Annotated in this window: 24 protein-coding genes; 11 read left to right on the top strand and 13 right to left on the bottom strand. The window is 68.8% G+C overall.

From position 1 onward, the window contains the following. Positions 1-140 precede the first annotated feature (140 nt). From ACFWY9_RS31260 to ACFWY9_RS31245, 4 genes are all read right to left on the bottom strand, one after another. The gene (locus tag ACFWY9_RS31260) at positions 141-1157 is read right to left on the bottom strand and encodes a DUF3466 family protein (RefSeq protein WP_378340556.1); all 1017 of its coding nucleotides are present in this window, start codon (positions 1155-1157) and stop codon (positions 141-143) included. 112 nt (positions 1158-1269) lie between these two features. Continuing rightward, a complete protein-coding gene (locus tag ACFWY9_RS31255; protein WP_378340559.1) occupies positions 1270-1650 on the bottom strand; it encodes a type II toxin-antitoxin system death-on-curing family toxin in 381 nt (126 codons plus the stop codon). Next, on the bottom strand, positions 1650-1844 hold the full coding sequence (locus ACFWY9_RS31250; RefSeq protein WP_378340558.1) for a CopG family transcriptional regulator: 195 nt from the start codon (positions 1842-1844) through the stop codon (positions 1650-1652). Before ACFWY9_RS31250 ends, ACFWY9_RS31255 begins: the two co-directional genes overlap by 1 nt. Positions 1845-2091: 247 nt before the next feature. Beyond that, positions 2092-3093 carry a GlxA family transcriptional regulator gene (locus ACFWY9_RS31245; RefSeq protein ID WP_378340555.1) on the bottom strand — a complete coding sequence of 334 codons (1002 nt, stop codon included), beginning with the start codon at positions 3091-3093 and terminating at the stop codon, positions 2092-2094. Between the two features lie 125 nt (positions 3094-3218). Here ACFWY9_RS31245 and ACFWY9_RS31240 point away from each other — a divergent pair, with 125 nt between their 5' ends. Further along, positions 3219-3809 carry an isochorismatase family protein gene (locus tag ACFWY9_RS31240; protein ID WP_378329857.1) on the top strand — a complete coding sequence of 197 codons (591 nt, stop codon included), beginning with the start codon at positions 3219-3221 and terminating at the stop codon, positions 3807-3809. Positions 3810-3991: 182 nt separating this feature from the next. Here the strand turns inward: ACFWY9_RS31240 and ACFWY9_RS31235 are convergent, their stop codons facing one another. The 4 genes from ACFWY9_RS31235 to ACFWY9_RS31220 all read right to left on the bottom strand — a co-directional run bounded on the left by ACFWY9_RS31235 (position 3992) and on the right by ACFWY9_RS31220 (position 10574). Beyond that, positions 3992-6415 (bottom strand): DEAD/DEAH box helicase, encoded by a 2424-nt coding sequence (locus tag ACFWY9_RS31235; protein WP_378329858.1) that lies wholly within the window; start codon positions 6413-6415, stop codon positions 3992-3994. A 47-nt stretch (positions 6416-6462) separates the two neighbouring features. Continuing rightward, positions 6463-8073 (bottom strand): site-specific DNA-methyltransferase, encoded by a 1611-nt coding sequence (locus ACFWY9_RS31230; protein WP_378329859.1) that lies wholly within the window; start codon positions 8071-8073, stop codon positions 6463-6465. 507 nt (positions 8074-8580) lie between these two features. Continuing rightward, the gene (gene ychF / locus ACFWY9_RS31225; protein ID WP_378340554.1) at positions 8581-9663 is read right to left on the bottom strand and encodes a redox-regulated ATPase YchF; all 1083 of its coding nucleotides are present in this window, start codon (positions 9661-9663) and stop codon (positions 8581-8583) included. Then, positions 9660-10574, bottom strand: a complete 915-nt coding sequence (locus ACFWY9_RS31220) for a polysaccharide deacetylase (RefSeq protein WP_378329861.1) — start codon at positions 10572-10574, stop codon at positions 9660-9662. Before ACFWY9_RS31220 ends, ychF begins: the two co-directional genes overlap by 4 nt. A gap of 83 nt (positions 10575-10657) precedes the next feature. Here ACFWY9_RS31220 and ACFWY9_RS31215 point away from each other — a divergent pair, with 83 nt between their 5' ends. Both ACFWY9_RS31215 and ACFWY9_RS31210 read left to right on the top strand, forming a co-directional pair. After that, on the top strand, positions 10658-12172 hold the full coding sequence (locus ACFWY9_RS31215; protein ID WP_378340553.1) for an AlkA N-terminal domain-containing protein: 1515 nt from the start codon (positions 10658-10660) through the stop codon (positions 12170-12172). Positions 12173-12223: 51 nt separating this feature from the next. Next, the gene (locus ACFWY9_RS31210) at positions 12224-12724 is read left to right on the top strand and encodes a methylated-DNA--[protein]-cysteine S-methyltransferase (RefSeq protein WP_378329863.1); all 501 of its coding nucleotides are present in this window, start codon (positions 12224-12226) and stop codon (positions 12722-12724) included. A gap of 25 nt (positions 12725-12749) precedes the next feature. Here ACFWY9_RS31210 and ACFWY9_RS31205 read toward each other — a convergent pair whose 3' ends face one another. From ACFWY9_RS31205 to ACFWY9_RS31195, 3 genes are read right to left on the bottom strand one after another with little or no spacing between them, the layout of a single operon-like run. Then, entirely contained in the window at positions 12750-13004 is a 255-nt protein-coding gene (locus tag ACFWY9_RS31205; protein WP_378329864.1) for a DUF1737 domain-containing protein, read from the bottom strand. Positions 13005-13025: 21 nt separating this feature from the next. Next, positions 13026-15989, bottom strand: coding sequence for an AAA family ATPase (locus tag ACFWY9_RS31200; protein ID WP_378340552.1), 2964 nt, complete (start codon positions 15987-15989; stop codon positions 13026-13028). After that, a complete protein-coding gene (locus tag ACFWY9_RS31195) occupies positions 15986-17137 on the bottom strand; it encodes an exonuclease SbcCD subunit D (RefSeq protein ID WP_378340551.1) in 1152 nt (383 codons plus the stop codon). Before ACFWY9_RS31195 ends, ACFWY9_RS31200 begins: the two co-directional genes overlap by 4 nt. Before the next feature lie 320 nt (positions 17138-17457). Here ACFWY9_RS31195 and rmuC point away from each other — a divergent pair, with 320 nt between their 5' ends. Then, positions 17458-18372 (top strand): DNA recombination protein RmuC, encoded by a 915-nt coding sequence (rmuC, locus tag ACFWY9_RS31190; RefSeq protein WP_378329867.1) that lies wholly within the window; start codon positions 17458-17460, stop codon positions 18370-18372. A gap of 198 nt (positions 18373-18570) precedes the next feature. After that, complete coding sequence (locus ACFWY9_RS31185; RefSeq protein WP_378329868.1) at positions 18571-19437, top strand: DUF6542 domain-containing protein; 867 nt, start codon at positions 18571-18573, stop codon at positions 19435-19437. An 86-nt stretch (positions 19438-19523) separates the two neighbouring features. On the opposite strand, the gene ACFWY9_RS31180 is transcribed toward ACFWY9_RS31185, so the two are convergent. Then, a complete protein-coding gene (locus ACFWY9_RS31180) occupies positions 19524-20525 on the bottom strand; it encodes a 4-hydroxy-3-methylbut-2-enyl diphosphate reductase (RefSeq protein WP_378329869.1) in 1002 nt (333 codons plus the stop codon). Between the two features lie 151 nt (positions 20526-20676). Between ACFWY9_RS31180 and ACFWY9_RS31175 the strand changes: the two genes are divergently transcribed. The 6 genes from ACFWY9_RS31175 (at position 20677) to ACFWY9_RS31150 (ending at position 25282) form a co-directional block, all read left to right on the top strand. Beyond that, complete coding sequence (locus ACFWY9_RS31175; protein WP_378329870.1) at positions 20677-21345, top strand: lipid droplet-associated protein; 669 nt, start codon at positions 20677-20679, stop codon at positions 21343-21345. Continuing rightward, positions 21342-22616: an exodeoxyribonuclease VII large subunit gene (gene xseA / locus ACFWY9_RS31170; RefSeq protein WP_378340550.1), complete on the top strand. Its 1275-nt coding sequence runs from the start codon at positions 21342-21344 to the stop codon at positions 22614-22616. The genes ACFWY9_RS31175 and xseA overlap by 4 nt, the downstream gene beginning before the upstream one ends. After that, positions 22613-23047, top strand: coding sequence for a hypothetical protein (locus ACFWY9_RS31165; protein WP_378340549.1), 435 nt, complete (start codon positions 22613-22615; stop codon positions 23045-23047). Before xseA ends, ACFWY9_RS31165 begins: the two co-directional genes overlap by 4 nt. Continuing rightward, the gene (locus ACFWY9_RS31160) at positions 23044-23277 is read left to right on the top strand and encodes an exodeoxyribonuclease VII small subunit (protein WP_378329873.1); all 234 of its coding nucleotides are present in this window, start codon (positions 23044-23046) and stop codon (positions 23275-23277) included. The genes ACFWY9_RS31165 and ACFWY9_RS31160 overlap by 4 nt, the downstream gene beginning before the upstream one ends. Before the next feature lie 85 nt (positions 23278-23362). Continuing rightward, on the top strand, positions 23363-24433 hold the full coding sequence (glpX, locus tag ACFWY9_RS31155; protein WP_378329874.1) for a class II fructose-bisphosphatase: 1071 nt from the start codon (positions 23363-23365) through the stop codon (positions 24431-24433). Positions 24434-24502: 69 nt separating this feature from the next. Continuing rightward, complete coding sequence (locus ACFWY9_RS31150) at positions 24503-25282, top strand: S1 family peptidase (protein WP_378329910.1); 780 nt, start codon at positions 24503-24505, stop codon at positions 25280-25282. Positions 25283-25383: 101 nt separating this feature from the next. Here the strand turns inward: ACFWY9_RS31150 and ACFWY9_RS31145 are convergent, their stop codons facing one another. Further along, positions 25384-26379 carry an NAD(P)/FAD-dependent oxidoreductase gene (locus ACFWY9_RS31145; RefSeq protein WP_378329875.1) on the bottom strand — a complete coding sequence of 332 codons (996 nt, stop codon included), beginning with the start codon at positions 26377-26379 and terminating at the stop codon, positions 25384-25386. Positions 26380-26444 lie beyond the last annotated feature (65 nt).

The following is a 26444-nucleotide window of genomic DNA, read 5'->3' as shown; positions in this document are numbered from 1 at the left end:
GCAACGCCCGCGCCAGATCACCGCTGCGATTCTTCGTCGCGGCGGTCGCCCGGTCGTCGGCGCCCCCGGCGGCTGACAGGTGCACCAACTCGCAGACACAACCGGTCGACAACGCGCCCCCCCCCCCCCCCCATTACTGGTCAGCTGGCGGGCCAGCGCAGCGCGTGTAACTGACTGTCCCCCGCGGTGTGCCCGATACCGGCGATCGTGCCGTCGGTGGTGATCCCTTCGGCGTTGGTGTCCCCGCCGTCGGGCAGCGCGCCGAGATCGGTCACGGTGCCGTCGAGGTTCCAGCGCACCGCGTGCGACGGCGCGCCCGTCGAGTTGGAGAACCCGACGACCACACCAGCCCTGTTGATGCCCCCGGCGCCGCTGTTGTCCCCGCCCGGCAAGGTGGGCAGCGTCGTGACCGTGCCGTCGGTATTCCAGCGCGTCGCGTGGTTCTTCCTGGCCGCCGTCTGCGACGTCCCGGCAATGGTCCCGCCGCCGTTGATCGCCAGTGCCCAGCTGACGGCAGCCCCAGGCGCGGTGCCGAGGTCGGTGACCGTGCCGTCGGTGTTCCAGCGGATGGCGTGCCAGCGCTTGTAGTCGCTGTCCATGGCTTCTCCGACGATCGTGCCGTCGTCGTTGATCGCGTGGGCCTCGCTGACTTCGTAGCCTTCGGGCACCCCCAGGTCGGTGCTCGTCCCGTCGGCGTTCCACCGCACCGCGTGCTTGATCGAGCTGAAGCTCAGGTAGGCGTAGCCGACGGCGACCCCGGAGTTGTTCACGCCGTTGGCGCCGCTGTAGGTGCTTCCGGGCAGGGTGCCGAGGTCGACGGCGGTGCCGTCCGGCGTCCACCGCACCGCGTGCACGCCCACGTTTCCCGCGTCCGCCTGGCCGACGACGACGCCCGAGTCGTTGATGGCACGCGCGCTGCTGGAGGTGCCGCTGCCCAGCGCGGGCAACGCGACGGCAGTGCCGTCGGCGTTCCACCGCACCGCCCGCGTCGGCCCGGTTCGCGTGGAGGACCAGCCGACGACCACACCGCTGTCGTTGATACCCGTGGCCGTGGCCTGATATCCGCCCGGCAGCGGCGCGAGCTCGACGGCCGAAGCAGGGGCCGCCGACGCCGGTACCGCCAGTCCGATGGTCAGCGCGACCGCGATTCCGGGCATGACGAATCTTCGTTTGTGCACAGTGGACTCTCCCCAGTGGAAGGATCTTGACGTACGCAGACTAGCGCCGGAACTCCAGCCGTAACCAGATCCGGAGTGCGGTCTTCCTCGCTCAGCCCGCGTCGCGGGGCACAGTCCAGTTCGCCAACGAAGCGGCGACGTCGCGATAGGCCTCGGCGCCGGTCGCGGTCGCGATCACCAGGTTGTAGGCGTCGTCCTCCGGTGCGTCCAGGTCGAGTCCGTTCAGTCCGCAGAAGACGAAGGCGGCCATCCAGCTCAGCCGCTTGTTCCCGTCCACGAGCGGATGATTGCGGACGATCGACTCCAGCAGCACAGCGGCTTTTTCGACCGGCTCCGGATAGGCGTCCTCCCCCATGACGGAGGTCCGGGGCCGCTCTGCCGCCGCATCGAGCAGACCGAGATCACGCACCTGGGGCACCCCGAGGTCCGCGGCAATTGTCAGGAGATCGTCCAGCGTCAGGTACTCGGCCATCATTGCGCCAGCCGATCGAGCAGCAATGCGTACCGGGTTCGTCCTTCTCGGGACAGGGCCGCAATTCGCCCGGCTCGCACACGCGCGGCTGCCTCGGTAATGGCGCGTACAGCCGCATCCTGCTCGCTGAGGCCGTCCGCCTCGGCGAGCTGCCTGAGCGCGTGCGCCTGCTCTTCGGTCAACCGCAGTGTCATGTCCACCCGATCAACCTACCGCCATGACCTGAGAGGCAGCGACTTCTTTGTGGCAGCAAGGAAATCGTGCCGTTCAGCCGGTCTAGGCTTTCGCTCGGAACCAGCCATCCGAACGGAGGAGCACACCATGATCGACGTGACGGTGAAGGACCAGGAGAACGCAATTCTCCAGGTGGGACCCCACTGACCTGAAACTGGCCAAAACCTGTGGGCGGGCGTGAGGGATTCCTGATCCCGCGCACGGCGGCTACCCGATCCGAAACCGCTCCCGGTACTCGCCCGGCGTCGTGTTCAACGTCCGCCGGAAAGACCGTGTCATCGTCGAGACAGTGCCGAAACCACAGGTGCCGGCAATGCGCGACAAGGTCTCGTCGGTCGTCTCCAGCCTGTGCCGAGCCGCCTCGACGCGGGCGTGCTCGACATAGGCGGCGGGAGTCATCCCCAGCTCGGCCTTGAACACCCGCGTAATCTGCCGATCCGTGACGTGCGCATGCGCCGCGAGGTCGGCGACCGTCAGCGGCTCCGCGAGGTGGGCGGCGATGTGGTGACGTAGCTCGTCGACCCGCCGGGTCGCGGACACCGGCTCGAGCGACACGCTGAACTGACTCTGCCCGCCCGGCCGCCGCAGGAACATCACGAGCTGGCGCGCGACCCGGGAGGCCAGTTCCGGGCCGAAGTCGTCGGCCACCAACGCCAGGGCGAGGTCGAGACAGGCACTCAGCCCGGCCCCGGTCCACACCGTGCCGTCGTGGATGAAGATCGGGTCGGCGTCGACGGTGACCTCGGGGTGCTCCGCGGCGAGTTGCCGGGCGGTGGACCAGTGCGTGGTGGCGCGCTTGCCGTCGAGCAGCCCGGCCGCGGCGAGGATGTGCGCGCCAACGCAAACCGACGCCACGCGGCGGGTGTGCCCGGCCAGCAGCCGCACCGTCTCGACCACGGCGGGGTCGCATCGGGCGACGATCTCCCGGCCCTCCCCGACCGTCACCGCCCCCGGCACGACCAGGGTGTCGATCGCCTTCCCGGACAACTCCCCGAAGGTCACGTCCGGCAGGACCCGCACTCCGGCGGAGGTGGTCACCGGGTCCAGCGTCTCGGCGGCGAGGACCACGCGGTAGCCCGTCGGACGCTCCATTTCCCGCTGGAGCAAGGAAAAAACCTCGGCGGGACCGGTCACGTCGAGGAGGTCGATCCGGTCGAACAGGACCACGGCGATGAGTCTCTCGGGGGCCTGCCGTTCCGATCTCTTCATCCCACTCCGCTCCGCCATGTCGGTTTCTGCGCTTTGCATGTCATTGCCGACATCCTCCCCCGAGTCTAGCGTCGGTTGTGCCTGGTCAAAGGGCGGGCAAAGAACGAACGAGAGGACATCCGAACATGGCGAGGACGACGCTGCGGGAGCTCAACGGGTTCGACCAGACCCCGGCGGCGCTGGCCGGCTCGACGCTGATCATGGTCGACTACCAGAACACCTACACCCGCGGCGTGATGGAACTGGAGGGATGGCGGCCCGCGCTGGCCGCGGCCAAGGACCTGCTCGCCAAGGCCCGCGCCGCCGGAGCGAAGGTGATCCACGTCGTCAACGACGGTGGGGAAGGCACGCCGTACGACGTGCGGGCCGAGATCGGCGGTATCCACCCGGACGTCGCCCCGGCCGAGGGCGAGCCGGTCGTCGTCAAGGGCGCGCCGAACGCCTTCGTGAACACCGACCTTGGCGAGCAGGTCGACGCCGCCGGGCACGAGAACGTGGTCATCGCCGGGTTCATGACCAATATGTGCGTCACGTTCACCGCCGAGGGCGCGTTCCTGCGCGGCAACCGCCCGACAGTCGTCGCCGACGCCTGCGCCACCCGGCCGTTGACGACGCCGGTCGCGGAAGTGAGCGCCGAGCAACTGCACCACAGCGCCTTGGCGACCATCGCCGACCTGTACGGCGTGGTCGTCCCCGGCGTCTCCGGTCTGCAGTAGTCAGAGAATCCGGCCCGAGATCCGGTCCTCATTCCGGGAGCCCCGGCAGGATCACCATCCCGCTGGGGCTTCCATCCGACTACCGACTAGACATTGAAGCGGAACTCGACCAGATTACCGTGCCATGCATTGCCGTCGGGCCCCAGGCATCAGACTGGGCTCCTCTTCGCGATTCCGATGTCCTATCCCCGAGCACCTGTGACCGTCAGCAAGGTGTCCCAGCTATTCGACTGGCTCAGATGCTCCTCGGTGGCGAACAGGTACTTCCATGTCCCGAACTGCCCAAGTTCGGTTACTTCCTTCGCCCATGCTTCGGCGGCCTCCTTCTTAGCGAGCACCGACTCGCTGGCCGCCTCCGCGTTGGATTTGCCCTCGACGAGCCAGCGCACGCCATCCTTGTCTATGGCGATGAAATCAGGGTAATAACGCGCCCCGCTGGCGAGCTGGATGTACGTACCGCTTCGCGATTCGAGCCGCAACCACCACTCAATCTTGGAACTATCGTCCATTAGATTGGCAAGCTTGACCTCAGTCGACAGCGCGTCGAAGTGCACGACGGGGAGAATGGAGCTACTCCAATCCGTGTAGCCCATGCCCTTGATGACTTTGCCGATAATCTGCATTTTCGGCATCGTCGGTACCGGCCACGACTGAGCCGGAGGCGGAACGATCACGGTCACGAGCTCGTACTCGGATGTCGCGAGCTTCTGCTTGAAGCTGGAGGCCACCAGATTCTCCAACTGTGACAGCGCGAGATCCGCCCGAGCTTCCTCCCAGGGCGTACTGTCCTCCGCGTCAACCTCGATCGCTGCGCCTTCGATCGCCGCGCCGAGGAACACTCGCACGATCTCCTGCGCAGCGTTGACCTCCTCCGTTGTGAGCTTCAACTGCGGCAGGTTAAGGATCCGTTCTTCGAGGTCCTCCCTGACTTTCGAAATCGGCCAACTACGTTGAGTCGCGACGCTGGACTTCTGATCCTGCGTGTGAATAGTTACCGTGCCGTCGAGCCCGCGCGAGGCACTGATCGCCTTACGCTTCAAGTCAACCTCTATCACATCCTTGAATCGCTTCCCCATGTTCACGACAGCGTCAGGGTTTACGAAGGAGAGACTATACGTGTCCGGCTTCTCCAACAGACGCTTGCTGGGGAACTTGATACTCGGCGCCCCCTCGGCAGGCTTCATGACCTGCCGGATTTGCTTCTTCTCGACCCCGGCTTCAGCAAGCCGGTGCTCCATATCCGCCAAGCCGATGAATGCTGCCTCAGACGTCTCCGTGCCGAAACCACCGTCCCTAACGGGCGCCCCGGCGGTGAAGACCAACATCCCTTGTGTCTCGACCTCCCTGTATCCCGGCAAGGGACTTGCGCCACCGGGCCGGGGAACCCCGACGCCAGCCTTCGCGGCCTTCTGAGGAAGGACATGTTCTAGTAGCGCTTCCTTCGAGGCCAGGAGCTTTCGGTACGAGTCGTGCGCAATGATGTCGACGGTGTCGACCATTGAGAACCCGACGCGCTCGCCGTAGGGGAGGCGGAGACCACGACCAAGGATCTGCTCGGTAAGGGTCTCGGAAGCGAGGGTGCGCAGCGCGACGATCACGCTGATGTTCTTGACATCCCACCCTTCCTTGAGCATGTTGACGGACACGACTGCCCGCACCGGGGAATCGGTGTCCTCAATGCCTGCCAGCGCTTCGAGCGCGTCCTCCTTGCTGCCCGAGGTGATCTGCAATACCGCTTCGGGGTCATCGATGAATCCGGGACCGGTCAGCATGGCGGCTACTTCGGTGGCCTCGGCGACGCTCTGGCACACAACAAAGAGGACGGGGTTGACCATAGGCAGCCTGTTGCTTTCAGCCCAGTCCCGAGTCGTCTCCTCCTTCACTCGGCGCAGCTGACAAGCATCGGCTAACTGGGTAGCGATGTCCGTGTGCCCGTCCTCCCGATAGACGATGACGGGGATCTTCACCAGCCCATCCGCGATGGCCTCGGCGAGTGAATACTGGAACACAACCCGGTCGGGCACCCTGCGATCCGCCTCGTCAGGGGTAGCCGTAAGACCCACAAGCGCGCGAGATTCAAGATCCCGGACCGCTTCGTGGAACTTTTTTGCCTCGCTGCGGTACACGTGGTGCTCATCTGCGATGATGACCAAATCTTCAGCCGTACGCAGATGGTCGTAGAGCGCGGTCCCGATGAACTCATCGGTCATGTGCGCAGTACGCGAGGTCTTGGCAGTCGGTTTCGTAAGCAACTGGACGTTGAAGATGAAGACCTTCAGCGCATCAGGATCATGCAGCGCGTCGCCAACTCGCCCTCCGGCATAGTTCTCAGGCGTGATAACGATGGGCTCGTAGTTCGCCCCAGGAACAAACTTCGGGTGACCGGGATTAAAGTTATTGACGGTCTTCCTCTGGATGGTTCGGCCCGGAGTGACGATCAGAATGTTGCGAACGCCCTGGTCTGCGAGATAGTCGATCAGAGCTCGGCAGATGTAGGTCTTTCCCACGCCAGTTGCCAGATCGCAAACGATTTCTCGCCCGTCCCCCGACTGAATCTCCTCAACGATCTTGGCCACGGCGCGACTGTTTGGGTCCCGCAGCTCCATGCGAGTAGCAAGGTCCTCGATCGTCGCCTGGTCGTACCTGATCCAGCTCAACGCAGTACACGTCCCTTCATGTCCAACAGGTCCTGAGGAGCCTTCTTGATACGCGAGCCGGGGCTAATGTTCTCCAGTAAGCTTGCTGCCTCACGCAAGTAACTCTTGGCAACGATGAGCACCCTCTCGTTCTCACTCAAGGCCTCAACAACAGACCGAACCGTGCTCTCGGATACAAGCCCGTCGACAACAGCGAGTCGCTGTCGCCCCTTTCGGCCGACAAACGGCCGCTCGGCACCCAGCTCCAACTCGAAGCCAGGGAGCTGCGCACAGGCAGTCTCGACGAAGGCGTCCCCGACCACCCAGGAGGCAAGGAGTAGCCGCTTACCTACGCATTCGTACATGCTGGGAGCAACTTCGAGATAGCGGAATCCTCCGCCTTTCTCCCACCCTGATGAGTCCGTAATTCCGCCGGAATCGTCTCCGTTGACAACCTTCTCAAGCCGGGGACGAACGAAACTCTCCACAGTATCCGCTTCACGCTCGACCGTTACCCATCTGCGCCCCAGCTTGTGCGCAGTGGCGACTGTGGTCCCTGAGCCGCCAAAGCAGTCCAGGACGATGTCCTCCGGGTCGCTCGCGATCGTGATAACCTGGCGCAGAAGTCGCTCAGGCTTCGGAGTAGCGAAAACATCACCCACCAGAGCGCGGACCTCCTCCTTGCCGTTTCGGACGAACCCCACCTCTTCTGGATGCCAGACCGAAGATGGGACACGCCCCTGTTTCACCTCGGTGAGGTATCGCTTCAAATACGGTCGGCTGTTTCCATCCGGCCCCCAGTAGATCCGACCTTCAGCGTCGAGGCGCTTCAACTCCTCCTCGGAGACACGCCAATAGCTTCCTGACGGAGGACCGGAGATCTTCCGACCACTAGGGGTTACAACAGGGTAGGTTCCCTTGGAGTAGTAATTCCGGGCTGCGAGGTCACCGCGCCGCCACGGTCCACGAGGATCGCTGTCGGGGTTGGTGTAGGCGGAGTCCATGGCCTCGGTGCGCGGAAGCTTGTTGAAGTTCAGCGCATCAATGTTCTTGGCAAACACCAAGATCGAGTCATGATCACCCGAGAGGTACTGCGCCGTGTTACGGGGATCGTTCCGGCGCTTCCAAACGATCGTTGAGATGAAATTCCTGCGGCCGAACACTTCATCCATGAGCACCTTGCAGTAGGCCATTTCCGCGTCATCGAGGTGCACCCAAACGCTTCCAGAGTCGGCCAGAAGTTCGCGAATGAGTAAAAGTCGATCGCGCATCATCGTGAGCCAAACGGAGTGCTCAAGCCCGTCGTCATAGTGCTCGAAAGCCTGCCCCGTATTGAAGGGCGGGTCGATGTATACGAGCTTCACCTTTCCCAGATACTTGTCCGAAAACTCAGGAAGTCTCGTGAGAGCCCGCAGCGCGTCCCCACTATCCCCCGCAATCAACAGATTGTCTTCGGCGCGCTTGAGATCGTCGTGCACCTCTCCCACCACCGCGACATCACGGAGGAGGCGTGTCTCGGACACCCGGAAGTCATCCCGGTCGACCCACTCATAGCCACCGTTCTGGGTGCTGATGAGCGACCTGTCCTTATTGATCCACGACAAGCTGAGACGCCCCGAAGTACCCATGTCTTTCCTCCAACCGTGGTGACCTTGGGAAGCGTACCGGGACCAGGCCGCACTGACGCCGAAGGCCGGTTCGCGGTTCGTCCGGCACAAACGCCTCAGTCACGGGACACCGCTCGCTGCCCCCTCTGGACTTGCGAGGGAACCGCCCCCTTGCCACAGAAGCGACCCCCTTAGCCACCCCGCTGATGGCGACGCACGGGCGGTCGTCATAGCCCTCGACGGTCGCCGTATCCGTAGCGACAGTCACTGTGGCCACCTGGGGCTAGGACGGTTGTCGTCCTCGCCCGCCACAGCGATGCTTGCAATGCGTGGTAACCAAGGCTGGGTTTGACCTGTGTCCAACCTGCCAGTTCGAGCGTGCCCTGTTGGCATCCCACGTCAGCAAAGAAGGGGTTCTGAGGGGTGCTTCCAGGTCAGCACAGGCACGGGTAAGAGGTTGATCCTGAAAGACCAAACCTACCTGACCTGCATGGTTGCAAGATCACCAATGTGGTGGTATGTCGCACTTCAGACGTTGAAGCGGAATTCGACGACGTCGCCGTCGGCCATGATGTAGTCCTTGCCCTCCATGCGGACCTTCCCGGCGGAGCGCGCGGCAGCCATGGCGCCGGCCTCGATCAGGTCCGCGTAGGAAACGACCTCGGCCTTGATGAAGCCACGCTCGAAGTCGGTGTGGATGACCCCGGCGGCCTGCGGCGCGGTCGCGCCCTGCGGGATCGTCCACGCGCGAGCCTCCTTCGGGCCCGCGGTGAGGTAGGTCTGCAGGCCGAGGGTGTGGAAGCCGGCGCGCGCCAGCGAGTACAGGCCCGGTTCGTTCTGGCCGACCGACTCCAGCAGCTCGCGGACGGACTCCTCGTCGTCCAGCTCCAGCAGCTCGGCCTCGACCTTCGCGTCGAGGAAGACGGCGTCGGCCGGGGCGACCAGCTTGGTCAGCTCCTCGCGGCGGGCCTCGTCGGTGAGCACGGCCTCGTCGGCGTTGAAGACGTAGAGGAACGGCTTCGTGGTGAGCAGGCTCAGCTCCCGCAGCGCCTCGAAGTCGACCTCCTTCTGCGCCTGGAACAGGGTCCGCCCGGCGTCGAGGATCTCCTTGGCCTTCTGCGCGTTGTCCAGCGCGGGCTTGTTCTCCTTCTTCGTCCGCGCTTCCTTCTCCAGCCGCGGCAGCGCCTTGTCCAGCGTCTGCAGGTCGGCGAGGATCAGCTCGGTGTTGATCGTCTCGATGTCGCTCGACGGGTCGATCCGGCCGTCGACGTGCACCACGTCCGGGTCGTCGAAGACGCGGATGACCTGGCAGATCGCGTTCGCCTCGCGGATGTTCGCGAGGAACTTGTTCCCGAGCCCGGCGCCCTCGGAGGCGCCCTTCACGATGCCCGCGATGTCCACAAAGGACACGACGGCGGGCACGATCTTCTCCGAGCCGAACACCTCGGCGAGCTTGTCCAGCCGCGGGTCGGGCAGCGGGACGACACCGACGTTGGGCTCGATCGTGGCGAACGGGTAGTTCGCGGCGAGCACGTCGTTGCGGGTCAGCGCGTTGAAGAGGGTGGACTTGCCGACGTTGGGCAAGCCGACGATACCGAGGGTAAGGCTCACGACCCCGCAGTGTACGTGGCGCCTCCTCCGCCGCTGTGCACCAGCACCCACTCGGCGACTTCGACATGGGAGCCGTACCAGACCCCGTCGTGACCTGCGATGTGTTCGACGAGTTCCCGCAGCGCCACCAACCGTGACCGGTGGCCGATTACGTGCGGGTGCATGGTGAGCTGGAACACCCCGCCCTCGGCGTAGGCGGCGTCGAACTCGTCACGCCAGATCTCGAGGACCTGCCGCGGCGCCATGGCGGGCCGCGTCGGGTCACGCGGGAAGAACGGCGCGTCGTCCCGGATCCATTCGACCGGGATCTCGACCAGCCCGGTCGGTTCGCCGTCGGCCAGCACCTCGTACGGCTCGTCGTCGGCCATCAGCGAGGAGTCGTAGCGCAGGCCCAGCTCCCGAATCACGTCGAGCGTGTCGGTGCTGAAGTCCCACGACGGCGTGCGGAGGCCGACCGGCCGGGTACCCGCCAGCCGCTCCAGCGTATCCGCGCTGCGCAACGTCAACTCGCGTTCGACGCCGGGCGGCAACGCGGTGTTGCGCTCGTGGATCCAGCCGTGCAACGCGACCTCGTGCCCGCCCTCGACGAACGCCGTGATGTCGCCGGGATGCAGGAGCGCCGACACCGCCGGGACGAAGAACGTGGCGGTGATGCCGTGCTCGGCCAGCAGTCGCAGCACCCTCGGCACACCGGCCCGGCTGCCGTACTCGCCCTGCGACAGCTGACAGGGGCTGAACTCCTTGTCCCGCAACGGAATTGTCTCGTGGTCGGAATCGAACGACAGGGCCACCGCGACCTTCGCCCCACCAGGCCAGTGCTCGGGCACCAAGCGCCTGCCCGCGCGCACCCGGCCCACCTGGCCGCGCCACTCCGGTTCGTCCCACTCCCATGGATGCCCGGCGATCGTCATGCCGTCACAGTATCCCCGCGCCCGCGAACGTCCTGTCGGATTTCCGCCAGTCACACGTCTGACCTGCTGGCATCATCGAAGTCATGACCCAGCAAACCGCCACCGCGCCGCTCTCGGCGGCCCCGGCGATCTGGCGCGACACCGAGCGCTGCTACCGGGTGGTGGCCGCCCGCGACTCCCGCTTCGACGGCCAGTTCATCATGGCCGTACGCACGACGGGCATCTACTGCCGTCCGTCGTGCCCGGCGCTGACGCCGAAGGCGAAGAACGTCAGCTTCTACCCGACGTCCGCGGCCGCGCAGGCGAACGGCTACCGCGCGTGCCGCCGGTGCCTGCCCGACGCCGTGCCCGGGTCGCCGGACTGGAACATCCGCGCCGACCTCGCCGCGCGGGCGATGCGGCTGATCTCGGACGGCACGGTCGAGCGCGAGGGTGTCCCCGGCCTGGCGCGACGGCTCGGCTACTCGGAACGGCAGCTCGGCCGGGTGCTCACCGCGGAACTCGGCGCCGGGCCGCTGGCGTTGGCCCGCGCCCACCGCGCACACTCGGCGCGGCTGCTCATCGAGATGTCCGAACTGCCCCTGACCGACGTCGCGTTCGCCGCCGGGTTCTCCAGCGTCCGGCAGTTCAACGAGACCATCCGCGAGGTGTTCGCGACGACGCCTTCGCAGCTTCGCGCCGCCAGCCTGCGTCGCGGCCGTCAGGACACCGAGGGGCTCAGTGGTGCCACGCGGCTGAGCCTGCGCCTGCCGTTCCGTCCCCCGTTCGACGCGGACGGCATCCTGCGATTCCTGGCCGATCGCGCGATTCCCGGTGTCGAGCACGTCGTGAGCGACGACAACGGCATCACCGGCTACGGCCGCACACTGCGGCTCGCACACGGGAGCGGCACGGTGTGGCTGAGCCCGCGACCGGATCACGTGCGCTGCGAACTGCACCTGACCGACCTGCGGGATTTGAGCAGCGCGGTCAGCCGCGTCCGCAGGCTGCTCGACCTGGACGCCGACCCCGAAGCGGTCACCCGGGTGCTGGGCGCCGACCCGGCACTGGCACCGCTCGTGGCCGCGGTACCCGGGATGCGGGTGCCGGGGGCGGTCGACGGGGACGAGCTGGTCATCCGCGCCCTGCTCGGGCAGCAGGTCTCGGTCGCCGCCGCGCGGACGGCGGCGGGCTCACTCGCGGACGCGCTCGGCGAGCCGGTGCCCGGCGGGGACGCCCCGCTGGAGCGGCTCTTCCCGACATCCGCCCGCATCGCCGCCGAGGGCGCGGACATCCTGCGCGGGCCGAAGCGGCGTATCGAGGCGATCACCTCGGTGGCGGCCGCGCTCGCCGAAGGCGCCCTCGACGTTCACATCGGCCGCGACGCCGAGGAACTGCGCGACGAGTTGCTCGCCTGTCCCGGAATCGGACCGTGGACAGCCGACTACGTGCTCATGCGCGTACTCGGCGCGCCCGACGTCCTTCTGGCGGACGACCTGGCGCTGCGGCGCGGCGCGGAAGCGCTCGGCATCGACGCCGCCACGCTCGCTGAACGAGCCCGGGGCTGGCAACCGTGGTGTTCCTACGCCGGTATGTACTTGTGGCGAGCCGATCTCTGATTCGCCCCGCCTGATTCACCTGATTCTGTTTCACCGCCAAGGAGAAGTTTCGTGAGTATCGCGTATTGGTCCACTGTGGACACCAAGGTCGGGCCGTTCAGCACGGTCGTGACCGGGGACGGGGCCGTCCTCGCCTCCGGCTGGACCGGCGACGTCGCCGAGCTGACGCCGCTGATCTCACCGTCGCTGGCTCCCGGCGAGCTGACCGAACGGCGCGACCTCGGACCGGTCACCACCGCGATCCGCCGCTACCACGCCGGGGAACTGGACGCCGTCGACGGCATCGAGGTCCGGCAGCGTTCGGGCGCCTTCCGCCAGCACGCCTGGGACGTGCTGCGGAAGGTGCCCGCCGGGCAACCGGTCAGCTACGCCGGCTACGCGGAACTGACCGGGAACCCGGCCGCGATCCGGGCAGCCGCTTCGGCCTGCGCGCGCAACGCGGCGGCGTTGTTCGTACCGTGCCACCGGGTCGTGAAGACCGGCGGAGCGATCGGCAACTTCCGCTGGGGCGTCGACACCAAGCGCTGGCTGCTCGACCACGAGGCCGCCTGACGACGAAGCGAGCTGGCTCGACCGGTTACTCGCCGCTCTTAAGCTCGTCTTCCATCGCCTCGAGTTCGTGCGCGACCGCGGCCTGCACCGGGGTGCTCTCCGGCCCCTGCCACACCACGGCCTGCGCGACGATCACCTGGTTGCCGTCGTGCGTGGCCGCCGGTGAGCCGTGGAGCGCGTATCCGGCGTCCAGCGCATCGCTGACCCTGCGGCAGAAGTGCGCGTCGTCAGGTCCCGTGAGCAGCCGGTATCGCGGCTCACCGTTCGGTGGCTGAGTCATGCCTCCATTTTGGCCTGATCTTCAGCAGGCGACCACCTCCAGCGTCGAACCCGCCCGTGCCTTGCGGACCCGGAGCCGGGTCGGGATCCGCTGGCGCAGCTCCTCGACGTGCGAAACCAGGCCGACCACCCGGCCGCCCGCGCGGAGCTCGTCGAGGATGTTCATCACGATGTCGAGGGTTTCGGAGTCGAGTGTCCCGAACCCCTCGTCGACGAACAACGTGTCGAGCAGTGCTCCCCCGGTCTCGGCGGCCACGACGTCGGCGAGACCGAGGGCGAGCGCCAGCGAGGCGAGGAACGATTCGCCGCCGGACAACGTCTTCGCCGGACGGACCGAGCCCGAGTAGTCGTCGAGCACGTCGAGCCCGAGCCCGCCACGTGTGCCGCGCGCACCGGCCGCGTCGGAATGCACGAAGGAGTACCGGCCCTGGCTCATCGTCCGCAGCCGGGCGGTGGCGGCGATCGCGACCTCCTCCAGCTTGGCGGCGAGGATGTAGGACCGCAGCGACATCTTCCGGCTGTTCTGCCCGCGGCCGTTGACCACCTCGGCCAGTGCCTTCAGCTCGGCGTACTCCTCTTCGACCGGCGCCAGCTCGGCCAGCGCGGCCTTCATCCGGCCCGCCAGGCGCGTCAGCTCGCCGTGCTGCTCGATCACCGCCCGCAGCGTCGCGAACGCCGACTCGGCCGTGACCCGGGTCCGCCGCGCCGCCTCGGCCGCCGCCGCGACGTCGATGACGTCATCCGGGGAAACGCCGGACAGCTCGGGCTGGGCGAGTACCTCCCGTGCCCAGGCCGCGGACGCCTCCGCGTCGGCGAGGCCCTGTTCCAGCTTCTTGATCTGTTCCTCGGTGCGGTGCGCGGTGCGTGCCGCGTCCAGCGTCGCGAACACCTTGGCCTGCAACGCGACCTCGACCATCATGCGTTGTTCGGCCAGCCGCTTGCTCGCGCCCTCGACCGCCGCCTCGGCCTCCGCCACGGCGTCGAGCGCGCCGGCGAGCGCGAGGAGATGCCGCCGCCGCGCGGTGACGTCGGGGAAGTCGCCACGCCCGGCGACCAGCCGCCGATCACGTTCGGCGATCCGCTCGTCGAGCACGCCGACCTCGGCCATCGCGGTGGCCCGAGCCTGTTCGGCCAGCCGCAGCCGTTCGGACTGTCGCTCGGCCTCCCGTTCGAGCGTGGTGATCCGTTCGGTGAGCCGGGCCTTGCGGCTCGCCCGCTCGGTAAGGTCGGTGACCTGTTCCCGTGCCTGCGCTAGTTCGGCGGCCACCGACTCGGCGGTCCGCTCACCCAGCCGGTTCCGCAGTTCTTCCAGCCGCGCCTTGGCTTCGTGCAGCGCGGACAGCACCCGCTGGCGGAAGGCCTCCGCCTGCTGCTCGGCCTCTTCGGCGGCACGTTCCTCCGCCGGGTCGACCAGCGCGACCTCGTGGTTCGCGGGTGCCGGGTGGTCCGCGGAACCGCACACCGGACACGCCGCGCCCTCGGCCAGCCCCGCCGCCAGTTCGGCCGCCATCCCCTCCAGCCGCCGCTCGCGCAGGTCGAGGCGATGCTGCCGGGCCGTCTGATGCGCGTCGACGACCTCCCGCAGTTTGGCCTCGCCCCGCCCGACCTTCTGCTCGGCCGCGGGCAGTTCCGCGACATCCCGCGCTACCGCCGTGAGGTCCTCGACTCTCGCCTTCGCACTGTCCACAGTGGCCACCGCGGTGGCCGCGGCCTGCTCGGCCTCGCGCAGCTCGGCCAGCTTCGCCGGGATCTCGGCCTGCCCGCGGGTCAGTTCCTCGACCTCGGCGGCCGCCCGATCCGCGACCTGCTGCCGCTCCAGGCGGCGGGCGACGTCGGCGCGTTGCTGCTCGGCCTCGGCGACCAACTCGGCGAGCGCGCCTGCTTCCTCGCGCACCGTGCCCGCCTTGGCGCGCAGCCCGGCGTGGTCCAGCCCGGCGGCGTCGAAACCCAGCTTCGCGAGTTCCCCGCGACGAGCCTCCGCCTTCTCCTCGGCGTCATCGAGCTCGGCCGTGCGCCGGTCCAGCGCCTCGGCCTCGGGCATCACCCCGGCGGCCCGCCGCGCCGCCGCGATCTCTTCCGCCCATTCCGCGCGCTGGCCCGCCTGCTCCTCGATCTCGGCCAGCCGGGTGTGGGCCCGCCGGACCTGGCGAACCCGGTCCGCGTCGGCCTCACGTTCCTTGAGCGCAGCCTCCGCCTGTTCCGCGGCCTTCCGTGCCACCTCGTGCTCGGCCTTGTGCGACTCGACCCGCTCGGTGACCTCGCGCAGCACGTCGTCGACCCACGCGGCGTGCCCCTCCTCCGGCGGATCCTGCTGTGCCGCCTGCGCGTACCGGGCCACCAGCTCACGCACCGACTGCTGGCGCTCCTGCAGCGTCCGGCCCCGTTCGGCACGCAGATCCGCGAACCAGCGCTCGACGTCGGAGAACCGTTCGGTACCGAACAAGCGCTCCAGCAGCTTTTCGCGCTCGGTGGTGTCCGAACGCAAAAACCGCGCGAACTCGCCCTGCGGCAGCAAAACGACCTGGAAGAACTGGTGCGCCGTCATGCCGAGAAGCCGCTCGACGGTCCGCGCGACCTCCTCGATCCGGATCAAGCCTTCCGGTGGCAATCCGTGCGGTGGGTCGCCGATCCAGGTCAGCGACACCTTCGCCTGCTGCGTCGTCGTGCCCTCGCCCCGGCGCTTCGGCCGCTGGTACTCCGGGCTGCGCACGATCCGCAGCCGCTGACCCTGCACGGTCAGTTCGAGCACGACCTCGGTCAGCTGGTCCGGCTGGGCGAGATCGCACCGCAGCCGTTTGACCTCGCCACGCGCACCGGGCACCACACCGAACAACGCGAAGGCGATCGCGTCGAGCAGCGTGGTCTTGCCCGCGCCGGTTTCCCCGTGCAGCAGGAACAGGCCGTCGGCACCGAGGACGTCGAAGTCGACCTCCTCGCGCCCCGAGTACGGACCGAACGCGGCGACCTCCAGGCGATGCAGTCTCATTTCGCGATCGCCCCACGATCGGCCGCTTCCAGCGCGGCGAACACCAGCCGCTCCTCCCGCTCGCTCGGGCCCGTGCCCCGGCAGTCCTCCAGGAAGCTGCGGGTGATCTCGATGTCGGACCGGCCACGCACGTTTTCCGCGTACTTCAGCGCTTTGCCCGCATGGCCGCCTTCGGGTTCCCAGTCCATGTGCACCGCGTACGGGAACCGCTCGCGCAGTTTGCGCATGGCGTCGACCGGACGCACCCTGTCGGTCACCGTCACCGACAGGAAGTGCTCGGTCCATTCGTCGTGCTCTGGGGCCGAAAGCAGCTCCTCCAGCTCGCCTTTCAGCGTGCCCAGCGGCCGGGGTACCGGCAGCTCGTGCCTGCGGACCTCGGCGAGACCGTGCTCGTCGAGATCGACCAGCCAGACCGATTTACGTTGCCGCGCCTCGGAAAACGAGTACGCCAGCGGGCTGCCCGAGTAACGCAGGTGCTCGGCCAGCGTCTGCGGGCCGTGCAGATGGCCGAGCGCGACGTAGTCGACACCGTCGAAGACCGACCCCGGCACCTGCTCGACCCCGCCGACCGCGATCGGCCGCTCCGATTCGCTCGGCGCGCCACCGGTGACGAACGCGTGCGCGAGCACCACCGACCGCGTCCCGGCGCGCTCGGCGAGGTCGGCGCGGACCCGCCGCATCGCCTCGGTGAGTACGCCGGTGTGGCCGCGCGCTTCCGGTACCCCGAGCGCGTGCCGGGAGGGTTCCGGCTCCAGGTATGGGATGCCGTAGCAGGCCACCGGGCCGTGTTCGTCGGCCATCAGCACCGGCTCGGCGATTCCGGCGACCGTGGCGCGCAGATGCAGCCCGCCCGCCGCGGCGAATTCGGCGAACGCGCCGAGCCGCGGCGCCGAATCGTGGTTCCCCGGCGTGATCACCAGCTGCGCGCCCGCCGCGCGGATCCGGCCGATCGCCGTGGTGGCGACCCGGACCGCCTCCGCGGACGGCACAGCGCGGTCGTAGATGTCCCCCGCGACCAGCACAGCATCGACCGCCTCGTCGACCACGAGGTCGGCGAGGTGCCCGAGCACGGCTTGTTGCTCGGAGAGCAGATCGGCCCCGTGGAAGGTGCGGCCGATGTGCCAGTCGGAGGTGTGGAGGAGTCTCACGCGGCCCAAGGTAGGACCTGAGCCCGACAAGAAGGGGGAGGCACGCCGCCTGCTCCACTCGAACGTGTGAGCTACTTCGTCCAGGTCCCCTGGTGGGCGGCCGAATGTCCGAACGGCTTCCTTCGAGCGGCCTTGCCGGGCGTGGCGAACGCCGGGAACCCCGCCGGGACGGACACACTGGCAAGGCGCCGGATTCCGGTCATCGCTACGCAGTGCGACCAGCCGGTTCCGCGTTTTGTCGGTGCCGTCCGCCATGATGGCCCCCTCGCGTTCGGCGGGTGCCGAGCCGGAAGACCCGGAAAGAATGAGGAGGAGGATCGGTGAGCACGGTGATCACCACCGCGGCCGTGGTGCTCGCACTGCTGCTGCTCGTCGCGATCGCCGTGCTGTGGCGGCTGTACAACGACGGCATGCGGCGGGCGGACGCTGCGGCGAAGCTGGTCGCGGCCGAGCGTGCCCGCACCGATCAGCAGCAGCTCGCGCTGCGGCGCTACGAGGTCGCGTTCGCCTCGATCAGCGGGCGGGGCGAGCTGGGCGAACAGGTACTGGTGGAAACCGCGAGAGCGCTCGGGCTGCGCGAGGAACTGCACTTCACCCTGCAGACCGACCTCGCGGGCGGCGGCGCGGCGAAACCGGACATGGTGCTGCGCGTCGGCGGCGGCCGTACGGTGCCGGTGGACGCCAAGGCGAGCATGGCGTGCTGGGCCGAGGCGGTGGAGACCGACGACCCCGAGGAGCGGCTGGACGCGCTGCGCGTGCACGTCCGGCAACTGCGGTCGCGGGCCGCCGAACTGGCCGGGAAGGGCTACCAGCGCTGGGCGGACGCGATCTACGGCACGATCATGTTCGTCCCGTCGGACGCGGCCGTGGTCGCGGCGCTCGACACCGACCCCGAGCTGCTGCGCTGGCTCATCGACCGCCGGGTGTTCCTGTGCGGGCCGACCGGGTTCGGCGTGCTGGCCTCGGCCGCGCTGTTCGCCGGGAGCGACCGGGCACTGGTGGAGGACGTCGAACAGGTCCGGGCGGGGGCCGCGGCGGCGCATCGGGCGGCGGGTAACGCGGTCGAGGCTCTTAACCTTTCGGGCACACATCTGCAGCGCTTCATCTCCGCCCGGCGCCGGGAACTGGAGGCGCTGGAGAACTTCCGCGCCACGGTCGCGCCGCTCACCGACGCGGCGGGCAGTCCCGCGGAAGTCCCGCAGGTCAGAAAGGGGGACGAACTGGCCGCGAGCTGACACCGGGCACCAGACCAGTAGGCCTTCCGGTACGCACAGGGCGTCACGCCGCCGGGTGGTGAGTCCGCCATGTGCGCGGATGGGTAGCAAGATCTTTACAACTACCGGATACGGTGTTGCCTTGTGACCGCGATACGCGATCGCCAGAGCGATCCAGATGCCGACGACGTACCAGTGCCATGGGACGAGCGTCCGCTCGTGGGGGCGAGGCGCGGCCTCCCCTGGTGGGGGGCGGTGCTGGTCTGCCTCGGCTTGGCGGTCGTGAGCGCCTTCGTCGCCAAGAAGGCCACCGGTGACCTGGGCATCCTGTTCCAGATCTGCTACGTCGTGGGAGCCGTGGCCGCGGTCGTCGCGGTGCAGCGTCGGGCGTTGTTCGGCCCGATGGTGCAGCCGCCGCTGGTGCTGGCCATAACGGTGCCCGCCATCGTGCTGCTCACCTCCAGCTCGGAGAACGGCGGCGGCGACATGTTCTCGCGGATCTTCAACATCGGCCAGCCGCTGATCAACAGCTTCCCGGTGATGGCGATCGCCACCGTGCTGACCCTGGCCCTCGGCTTCTTCCGGATCTATCGCGAACGTGACCCGAACGCGCCGGTCGCCGTCAAGGGCAAGGCAAAGCCGGAACGTCGCCGCGAAGACGACGAGCGCCCGCCCTCGCGCGCAGCGGCCGCCGCCGGTCGCCCGCGCCCACCGGGTTCGAGAACCGGGCAGACACCGCTGCCGCCGGACGCGCGCCGGGGCGCCGGACGCGACGGCGAACCGCCTCGACGTCCCCGTCCGCCCGCCGAAGGCGGTGGCCGCGCGGCGCGTGGCGGCCGGGAACCGCTTGATCGCGAGCCGGGCACGCGCGCCGCACGCACTCCGCCGCCGGGCGGTGCCCGGCAGCCGCGCGCTCCGCGGCCCATGGACGGCGAACCTCCGCGTCGCCGCGAGCCGCGAGGCGGCGAACCGCCTCGTCGCCGCATCCCGCGCGAGGATCCTCGCGGTGGGGACGCCCCGCCCCCACGTCGCACCCAGGGCCGTCCGCAGCCCCGGCGTCCGCGGCCTTGGGACGACGAACGCTGAGTCCTCGGAGATTCCCGAGCCTGGAAAACGCATTCAGCCGCAAGGCCTCGTCCGAGGCCTTGCGGCTGAACTGTTTCTTGAGCTTGTTACAGGGCCTTGCGCAACTCGGGCGGGAGCGCGAACGCGATCTTCTCGTTCGCCGTGGTGACCTCGTCGACGTCGGCCCAGCCGCGTTCGGCGAGCCACGCCAGCAGGTCCATCACCAGGTTGTCCGGCACCGAGGCGCCGCTGGTGACGCCGACGGTCGTGACGCCTTCGAGCCAGCTCTCGTCGACCTCGCGGGCGAAGTCGATCAGGTGCGCGTCGCGGGCACCGGCCTTGAGCGCGACCTCGACCAGCCGCTTGGAGTTCGACGAGTTCGTCGAACCGACGACCAGCACGAGGTCGCATTCGGCCGCCATCGCCTTGACCGCGACCTGGCGGTTCGTGGTGGCGTAACAGATGTCGTCGCTCGGCGGGTCGGCCAGGCCGGGGAAGCGCCCGCGAAGCTGGTCGACGCGTTCCATCGTCTCGTCGACGCTCAACGTCGTCTGGGACAGCCACACGACCTTGGACGGGTCGCGAACCTCGACCTTGTCGACGTCCTCGGCGGTGTCGACGAGTTGCACCTTCTCCGGGGCTTCGCCCGCGGTGCCCTCGACCTCTTCGTGCCCTTCGTGGCCGATCAGGAGGATGTCGTAGTCGTCCTTCGCGAACCGGTTGACCTCCTTGTGCACCTTGGTCACCAAGGGGCACGTGGCATCGATGGTGCGCAGGTTCCGGTCCGCTGCCTCGGCGTGCACCGCGGGCGAAACGCCGTGCGCGGAGAACACCACGAGCGCGCCCTCGGGCACTTCGGTGGTTTCGTCGACGAAGATCGCGCCGCGCTCGCGCAGCGTCTCCACGACGTGCTTGTTGTGCACGATCTCCTTGCGCACGTACACCGGCGCGCCGTACACCTCGAGTGCCTTCTCGACGGCGATGACCGCGCGGTCGACGCCGGCGCAATAACCACGTGGCTTGGCGAGCAGCACTCGCTTGCCGGTCGCGCCGGAGTCACTGATCGTCGGGGTGTCCGCCTGCTCGATTCCGGGACTCGCAGAACTCATGCCCCCCAGGGTACGGGCAGCCCCGTACCGCATTCGAAGTCCCGTTCGAGTGAGCTGCGTCCCTCGTCCGTGGTGTGCCCGCAGTCACGTCGGGGTAAGAGACCCACCCGTTCGGTTGGGCAGGATGGCGTAGATGCGGCAGGCTAGACGCATGAAGCCTCTCCCGCTCCCCCTCCGGGTCGCCGCGGGCCTCGCCGTCACCACCGCCGAGCGGGTTCGCGAACTCCCGAAGCAGCTCACCGGGCTCCCGGTCACCGTGGTCAGCCAGGTGCTCCAGTTCTCCATGCGCGTCCAGCAGCACGTCACCGAGCTGGCCATCAAGGGTGACGACGCGCTGGCCGGACTCCGCCCCGTCGAGGACACGCCCAGCTGGGCGACCTTCGACGAGGACCTCGAACCGGACCTCCCGCCCGCCCGGCCGACGCTCACCCCGGTCGCGGACGTCCCGGAGCCACGCGCGGAGGTCAACGGTCACCCTGTGTCACCGGCCGACCTCGAAGCGGAACTCGGCGATCCGTGGGCCGAAGAAGAGCGCGCGCTCGCCGCGGAGCACCTCGACGGCGAGTTCGACAGCACTGGCGAATCGACCGGCTCCGGTCCGGCCGGGCTGGCAAACTACGACCAGCTGACGCTGCCCCAGCTGCGTGCCCGGCTGCGCAAGCTGTCCGTCTCGCAGCTCGAGGAACTGCTCGCCTACGAGCGGGCCAACGCCGACCGGCCCTCGTTCGTCGGAATGCTCGCGCGCCGCATCGGCAACGCGCGCAAGGCCGAGGACGACGGCAACGGCGGCGAGGAAGGGAACGGCACGGAGGGCCGGTGAGCACGGAATCCTCCGCCGCACCGGCGGCTCCCTCGACAAGTGCGGAGCACCCCTGGCCGGTCCGCACGGTCGCCCGCAAGATCGGCGACTGGATCCACCGCCTCGGCGCGGTGTGGGTCGAAGGCCAGGTGACCCAGATTTCGGCGCGCCCCGGCACGTCGACGGCGTTCCTCACACTGCGCGACCCGTCCGCGGACGTCTCGATGTCGGTGACCTGCCCGATCGGCTTGTTGCGCTCGATCGACCCGCCACTGCGCGAAGGCGCGAGCGTGGTGCTGCACGCGAAGCCGTCGTTCTTCCTCGGCCGCGGCACGTTGAGCTTGAGGGCCAACGAAATCCGCGCGGTGGGCATCGGCGAACTGCTCGCCCGTATCGAGCGGCTGCGTAAGCTGCTGGCCGCCGAAGGGCTGTTCTCCTCCGCGCGCAAACGCAGGATTCCCTTTCTGCCGCAAGGCGTCGGCCTCATCACGGGCCGGGCGTCCGCGGCCGAGCGCGACGTGCTCGTCAACGCGCAGGCGCGCTGGCCGCACGTGCTGTTCAAGGTCGTCAACACCGCGGTGCAGGGGCCGCAGGCGGTCCCGCAGATCATCCGCGCACTCTCCACTTTGGACAGGGACCCGGCGATCGACGTCATCGTGATCGCGCGGGGCGGCGGCAGCGTCGAGGATCTCCTCCCGTTCTCCGACGAGGCACTGTGCCGCGCGGTGTCGGCCGCCGGCACGCCGGTCGTCAGCGCGATCGGGCACGAACCGGACACCCCGCTGCTCGACCACGTCGCGGACCTGCGCTGCTCGACGCCCACCGACGCGAGCAAGCGGATCGTCCCGGACGTGCGCGAGGAGACCGAGCGGGTGCGGCAGATGCGCGATCGCGGGCGCCGCGCGCTGCACGGCTGGGTCGACACCCAGACGAGGCTGCTGAACCAGCTGCGTAGCCGTCCGTCGCTGGCCGATCCACTGGGCCCGATCGAGCGTCGCGCCGACGACGTCGACGTCCATCGCGAACGCGCGCGCCGCGCGGTGCTCGGCCTGCTCGCGAAGGATCAGGCGGAACTGGCGAGCGCCAGGGCCCGGCTCACCGCGCTCGGCCCCGCCGCGACGCTGGCGCGTGGCTACGCCGTCGTGCAGTTCACCGACGACGAAGGCAACCTCCAGGTACTGCGCTCCGTCTCCGGCATCGAGGGAGGTGCCCGGCTTCGCATTCGCGTCGGCGACGGAGCGGTGGGCGCCGTCACCGACAACGCGTCGCCCACGGATGGAGAACGGTCGTGAACCACCGGTCACCGGCGTTTCTCCCGCTGACCGTGGACGCTGCGGCCCGGCTCGACGCAGCGCCGCTGCTGCGCCAGGCGATCAGGACCGATCAGGCGGCCAGCGCGTGCTGGACGGCGCTGCTGGCGGGATGCGGCGCGGCCGCGCGGCGCGAGCTGGGACCGCAGTTGCGCAGGCTGTCCGAGGCGACGTCGATGCAGGTCGGCACCCGATGGTGGTTCGCGGATGGTGCCGGGCACCGGCGGCGGGTCGCGGGCGCGCAGGAGCAGATCGAAGAGGCCATCGCGGACGGTGACGGCCAGGAGTTCGCGCTCGCCTTCGTGGGGTACGACCACGCGATGGCCAGCGCGGTAGTGTGCGCTCACACCGCCGCCGACGCGGAGGCGGCAGGCACCGGAAAACACCGCAAGGTGGGAGATCTTCGAGCGTGAGCGAACCTGGCAGCGAGACCGCCGAACTCGGCTACGAACAGGCCCGCGACCGGCTGGTCGAGGTCGTGCGCGAGCTCGAGGCGGGCGGCCTGTCCCTGGAGCAGTCGCTTGCCCTGTGGGAAAAGGGCGAGGAACTGGCGAAGCTCTGCGAACGGCATCTCGAAGGCGCACGTGAGCGGATCGAGGCCGCGCTGGCCTCGGTCGAGGACACCGGCGACGACTCCCAGTGACGTTCACCATGCCGCTGGGCGACCGCAGCGGGTTCGCGATCTGAGAGACTGGGCACCCGCCCTGCTCAGAACCCGGGAGGCCCGCATGTCCACCGTCAGCGAGTCCGCCAGCGCCCCGCGCCGTCGCGAAGCGCCCGACCGCAACCTCGCGATGGAGCTGGTCCGAGTAACCGAAGCCGCCGCGATGGCGGCCGGGCGCTGGGTGGGCAAGGGCGACAAGATCGGCGGCGACGGCGCCGCTGTCGATGCCATGCGCCAGCTCGTCTCGACCGTCTCGATGCGCGGCGTCGTCGTCATCGGCGAGGGCGAGAAGGACGAAGCGCCGATGCTCTACAACGGCGAAGAGGTCGGCAACGGCGACGGTCCCGACTGTGACGTCGCGGTCGACCCGATCGACGGCACGACGCTGATGGCCAAGGGCATGCCGAACGCGCTCGCGGTGCTCGCGGTCGCCGAGCGCGGCGCGATGTTCGACCCGTCCGCGGTGTTCTACATGGAGAAGCTGGCCGTCGGCCCCGAGGCCGCGGGCACGATCGACCTGTCCGCGCCGATCGCGGAGAACATCCGCCGGGTCGCGAAGGCGAAGAACAGCAGCAAGGGCGACGTGACCGTGTGCATCCTGGACCGGCCGCGGCACGAGCAGATCATCAAGGAGGTCCGCGAGGCGGGCGCCCGGATCCGGTTCATCTCCGACGGTGACGTCGCGGGCGCGATCGCCGCGGCCCGGCCGACCACCGGTGTCGACATGTTGATCGGGATCGGCGGTACCCCCGAGGGCATCATCGCGGCGGCCGCGATGAAGTGCCTCGGCGGCGAACTGCAGGGGCGGCTGTGGCCGAAGGACGACGCCGAGCGGGAGAAGGCGGTCGGCGCCGGCCACGACCTCGACCGGGTACTCACCACCGACGACCTGGTGCGCGGCGACAACGTGTTCTTCTGCGCGACCGGCGTCACCGACGGCGACCTGCTGCGCGGGGTGCACTACCGGGCGGGCGGCGCGACGACGCAGTCGATCGTCATGCGGTCCAAGTCCGGAACGGTCAGAATGATCGATGGCTACCACCGGCTGAACAAGCTGCGGGCGTACGCCTCGGTCGACTTCGACGGTCACCTCGGCGACTCGCCCGACGCCGACGTCGTACCCCCGCTGCCGTAAGGAGTCCCGGTGACCGAGCTCGAGGCACGTACCCCCGCCGCGAGCGCGAAGCCACCGCGCCCGCTGGTGCTGCTATTGGCGCTCGTGGGCGCGTTGGCACTGGTCACCGGCACCGCCGCGGCGGACAACGACATCGTCGGCGGCAAGGACGCCGATCAGCCGTACCCGTTCACGGTGTCGCTGCACACCTCGGGCGGGAAGCTGTTCTGCGCGGGCGCGCTGATCGCGCCGACCTGGTTCGTCACCGCCGCACATTGCGTGGACGGCAAGAAGCCCGAGGTGGTGACCGCGCGGATCGGCAGCAACGACAGCGGTCAGGGCGGCGAGACGGCGCAGCCCGCCGAGTTCGTGGTCAACCCGGCGTTCAACCCGGACAAGCCGGATGTCCCCGGCGGCGACATCGCGCTGGTGCGGCTTTCCGCCCCGGTCAAGACCGCGCCGATCGCGCTCGGCACGGTCACCGCACCAGGCACGGTGACGCGGCTGCTCGGCTGGGGCCAGACCTGCCCGACCCTGGACTGCGGGAAGCCGCCAGCCACCCTCCAGCAGCTGGACACACACGTCGTCGACGCGAAGGGCTGCGTCGCGCCGTTCGACGCCAAGACGGAACTGTGCACCGAGAACCCCGGCGGCAAGGCCGGTTCGTGCTACGGCGATTCCGGCGGCCCGGAGATCGCGAAGGACGGCGACCGATGGCTGCTGCTCGGCCTGACCAGCCGCCCAGGCAACGGCGACGCGACCTGCGCGACGGGACCGTCGATCTACACCTCAGCGGTCGCGTACACGTCGTGGATCGCCGAGAAGACCGCGCCGAAACCGCCACCCGCTCCCCCGAAACCCACCCCCTGACCTGCGGAAGAAGAGCAAGGGACCTTTGCTAACGCTCGTCAGCTTGCCAACGATTAGCACGCTAACGGACGCTAGCAAAGGTCCCTTGCTCCACTCCGGGCCTAGTCGGCGTTGCTGGAGTGACCGGGGAACAGATGCGCGTCCGGGTCGAGCGCGACGGCGATGTTGTTGACCGCAGTCGCGGCCTCGCCGAACCCGGTGGCGATGAGTTTCACCTTCCCCGGGTACGCCGCCACGTCGCCCGCCGCGTAGACACGCTCGCGAGCGGTGGCCATGGTTGTGTCGACGCTGATCGCGCGGTGGTCGATCTCCAGCCCCCAGCTTTCGATCGGGCCGAGGTCCGCGGTGAAGCCGAGCGCGGCGACGACCGTGTCGGCGGACAGCCGCTCGTCGTCGGCGCCCTTGATCTGGACGTCGACCGCCGTCAGCGCGCCGTCCGGCGTCTCCACGAACCGCGCGACCTCCGCGTCGGTGATGATCCGCACGCCCAGTTCCCGCGCCTGCCGCACGATCGACTCGGCGGCGCGGAACTTCGCGCGCCGGTGCACGAGGGTCACGCTGGCCGCGATCGGGTGCAGCGCGAGCACCCAGTCGAACGCCGAATCACCGCCGCCGACGACCACGACGTGCTGCCCCGCGTGCGCTTGCAGCGCCGGGACGAAGTGCACCATGCCGCGGCCGAGCCAACCGTCCCCGGCGGGGAGCGGGCGCGGGGTGAACTCGCCGATGCCCGCGGTGATCAGGACCGCCCCGGCACGCAGGGTGTCGCCACCGTCGAGGGTCAGGATCAGGCCGCCGCCGTCGGCGTTCTCGAGCTTCTCCGCCTTGCGGCCGAGGAGATAGTCCGGTTTCCACGGGGCGGCTTGGTCGACCAGTCCTTGGACGAGGTCGCGTCCGCGCACGGCGGCGAACCCGCCGACGTCGTAGATCATCTTTTCGGGGTACATGGCGGTGACCTGTCCCCCCGGCTCCGGCAGTGAATCGACCACGGCCATGGAAAGGCCGCGGAATCCGGCGTAATACGCGGCGAACAGGCCGGTCGGGCCCGCGCCGATGATCACGAGGTCGTATGAGGGTTCCCCAGAAGGCAGTGTCATGGGCTCGCTCCAGCCAGTGGTGGATGGCAGTGATCGAGAACACGTCCGACCCTACTCCCGACCGG

Source organism: Amycolatopsis sp. NPDC059027 (assembly GCF_042739735.1).
Lineage (GTDB): Bacteria > Actinomycetota > Actinomycetes > Mycobacteriales > Pseudonocardiaceae > Amycolatopsis.
This window is presented reverse-complemented; position numbering and strand designations above follow the sequence as displayed.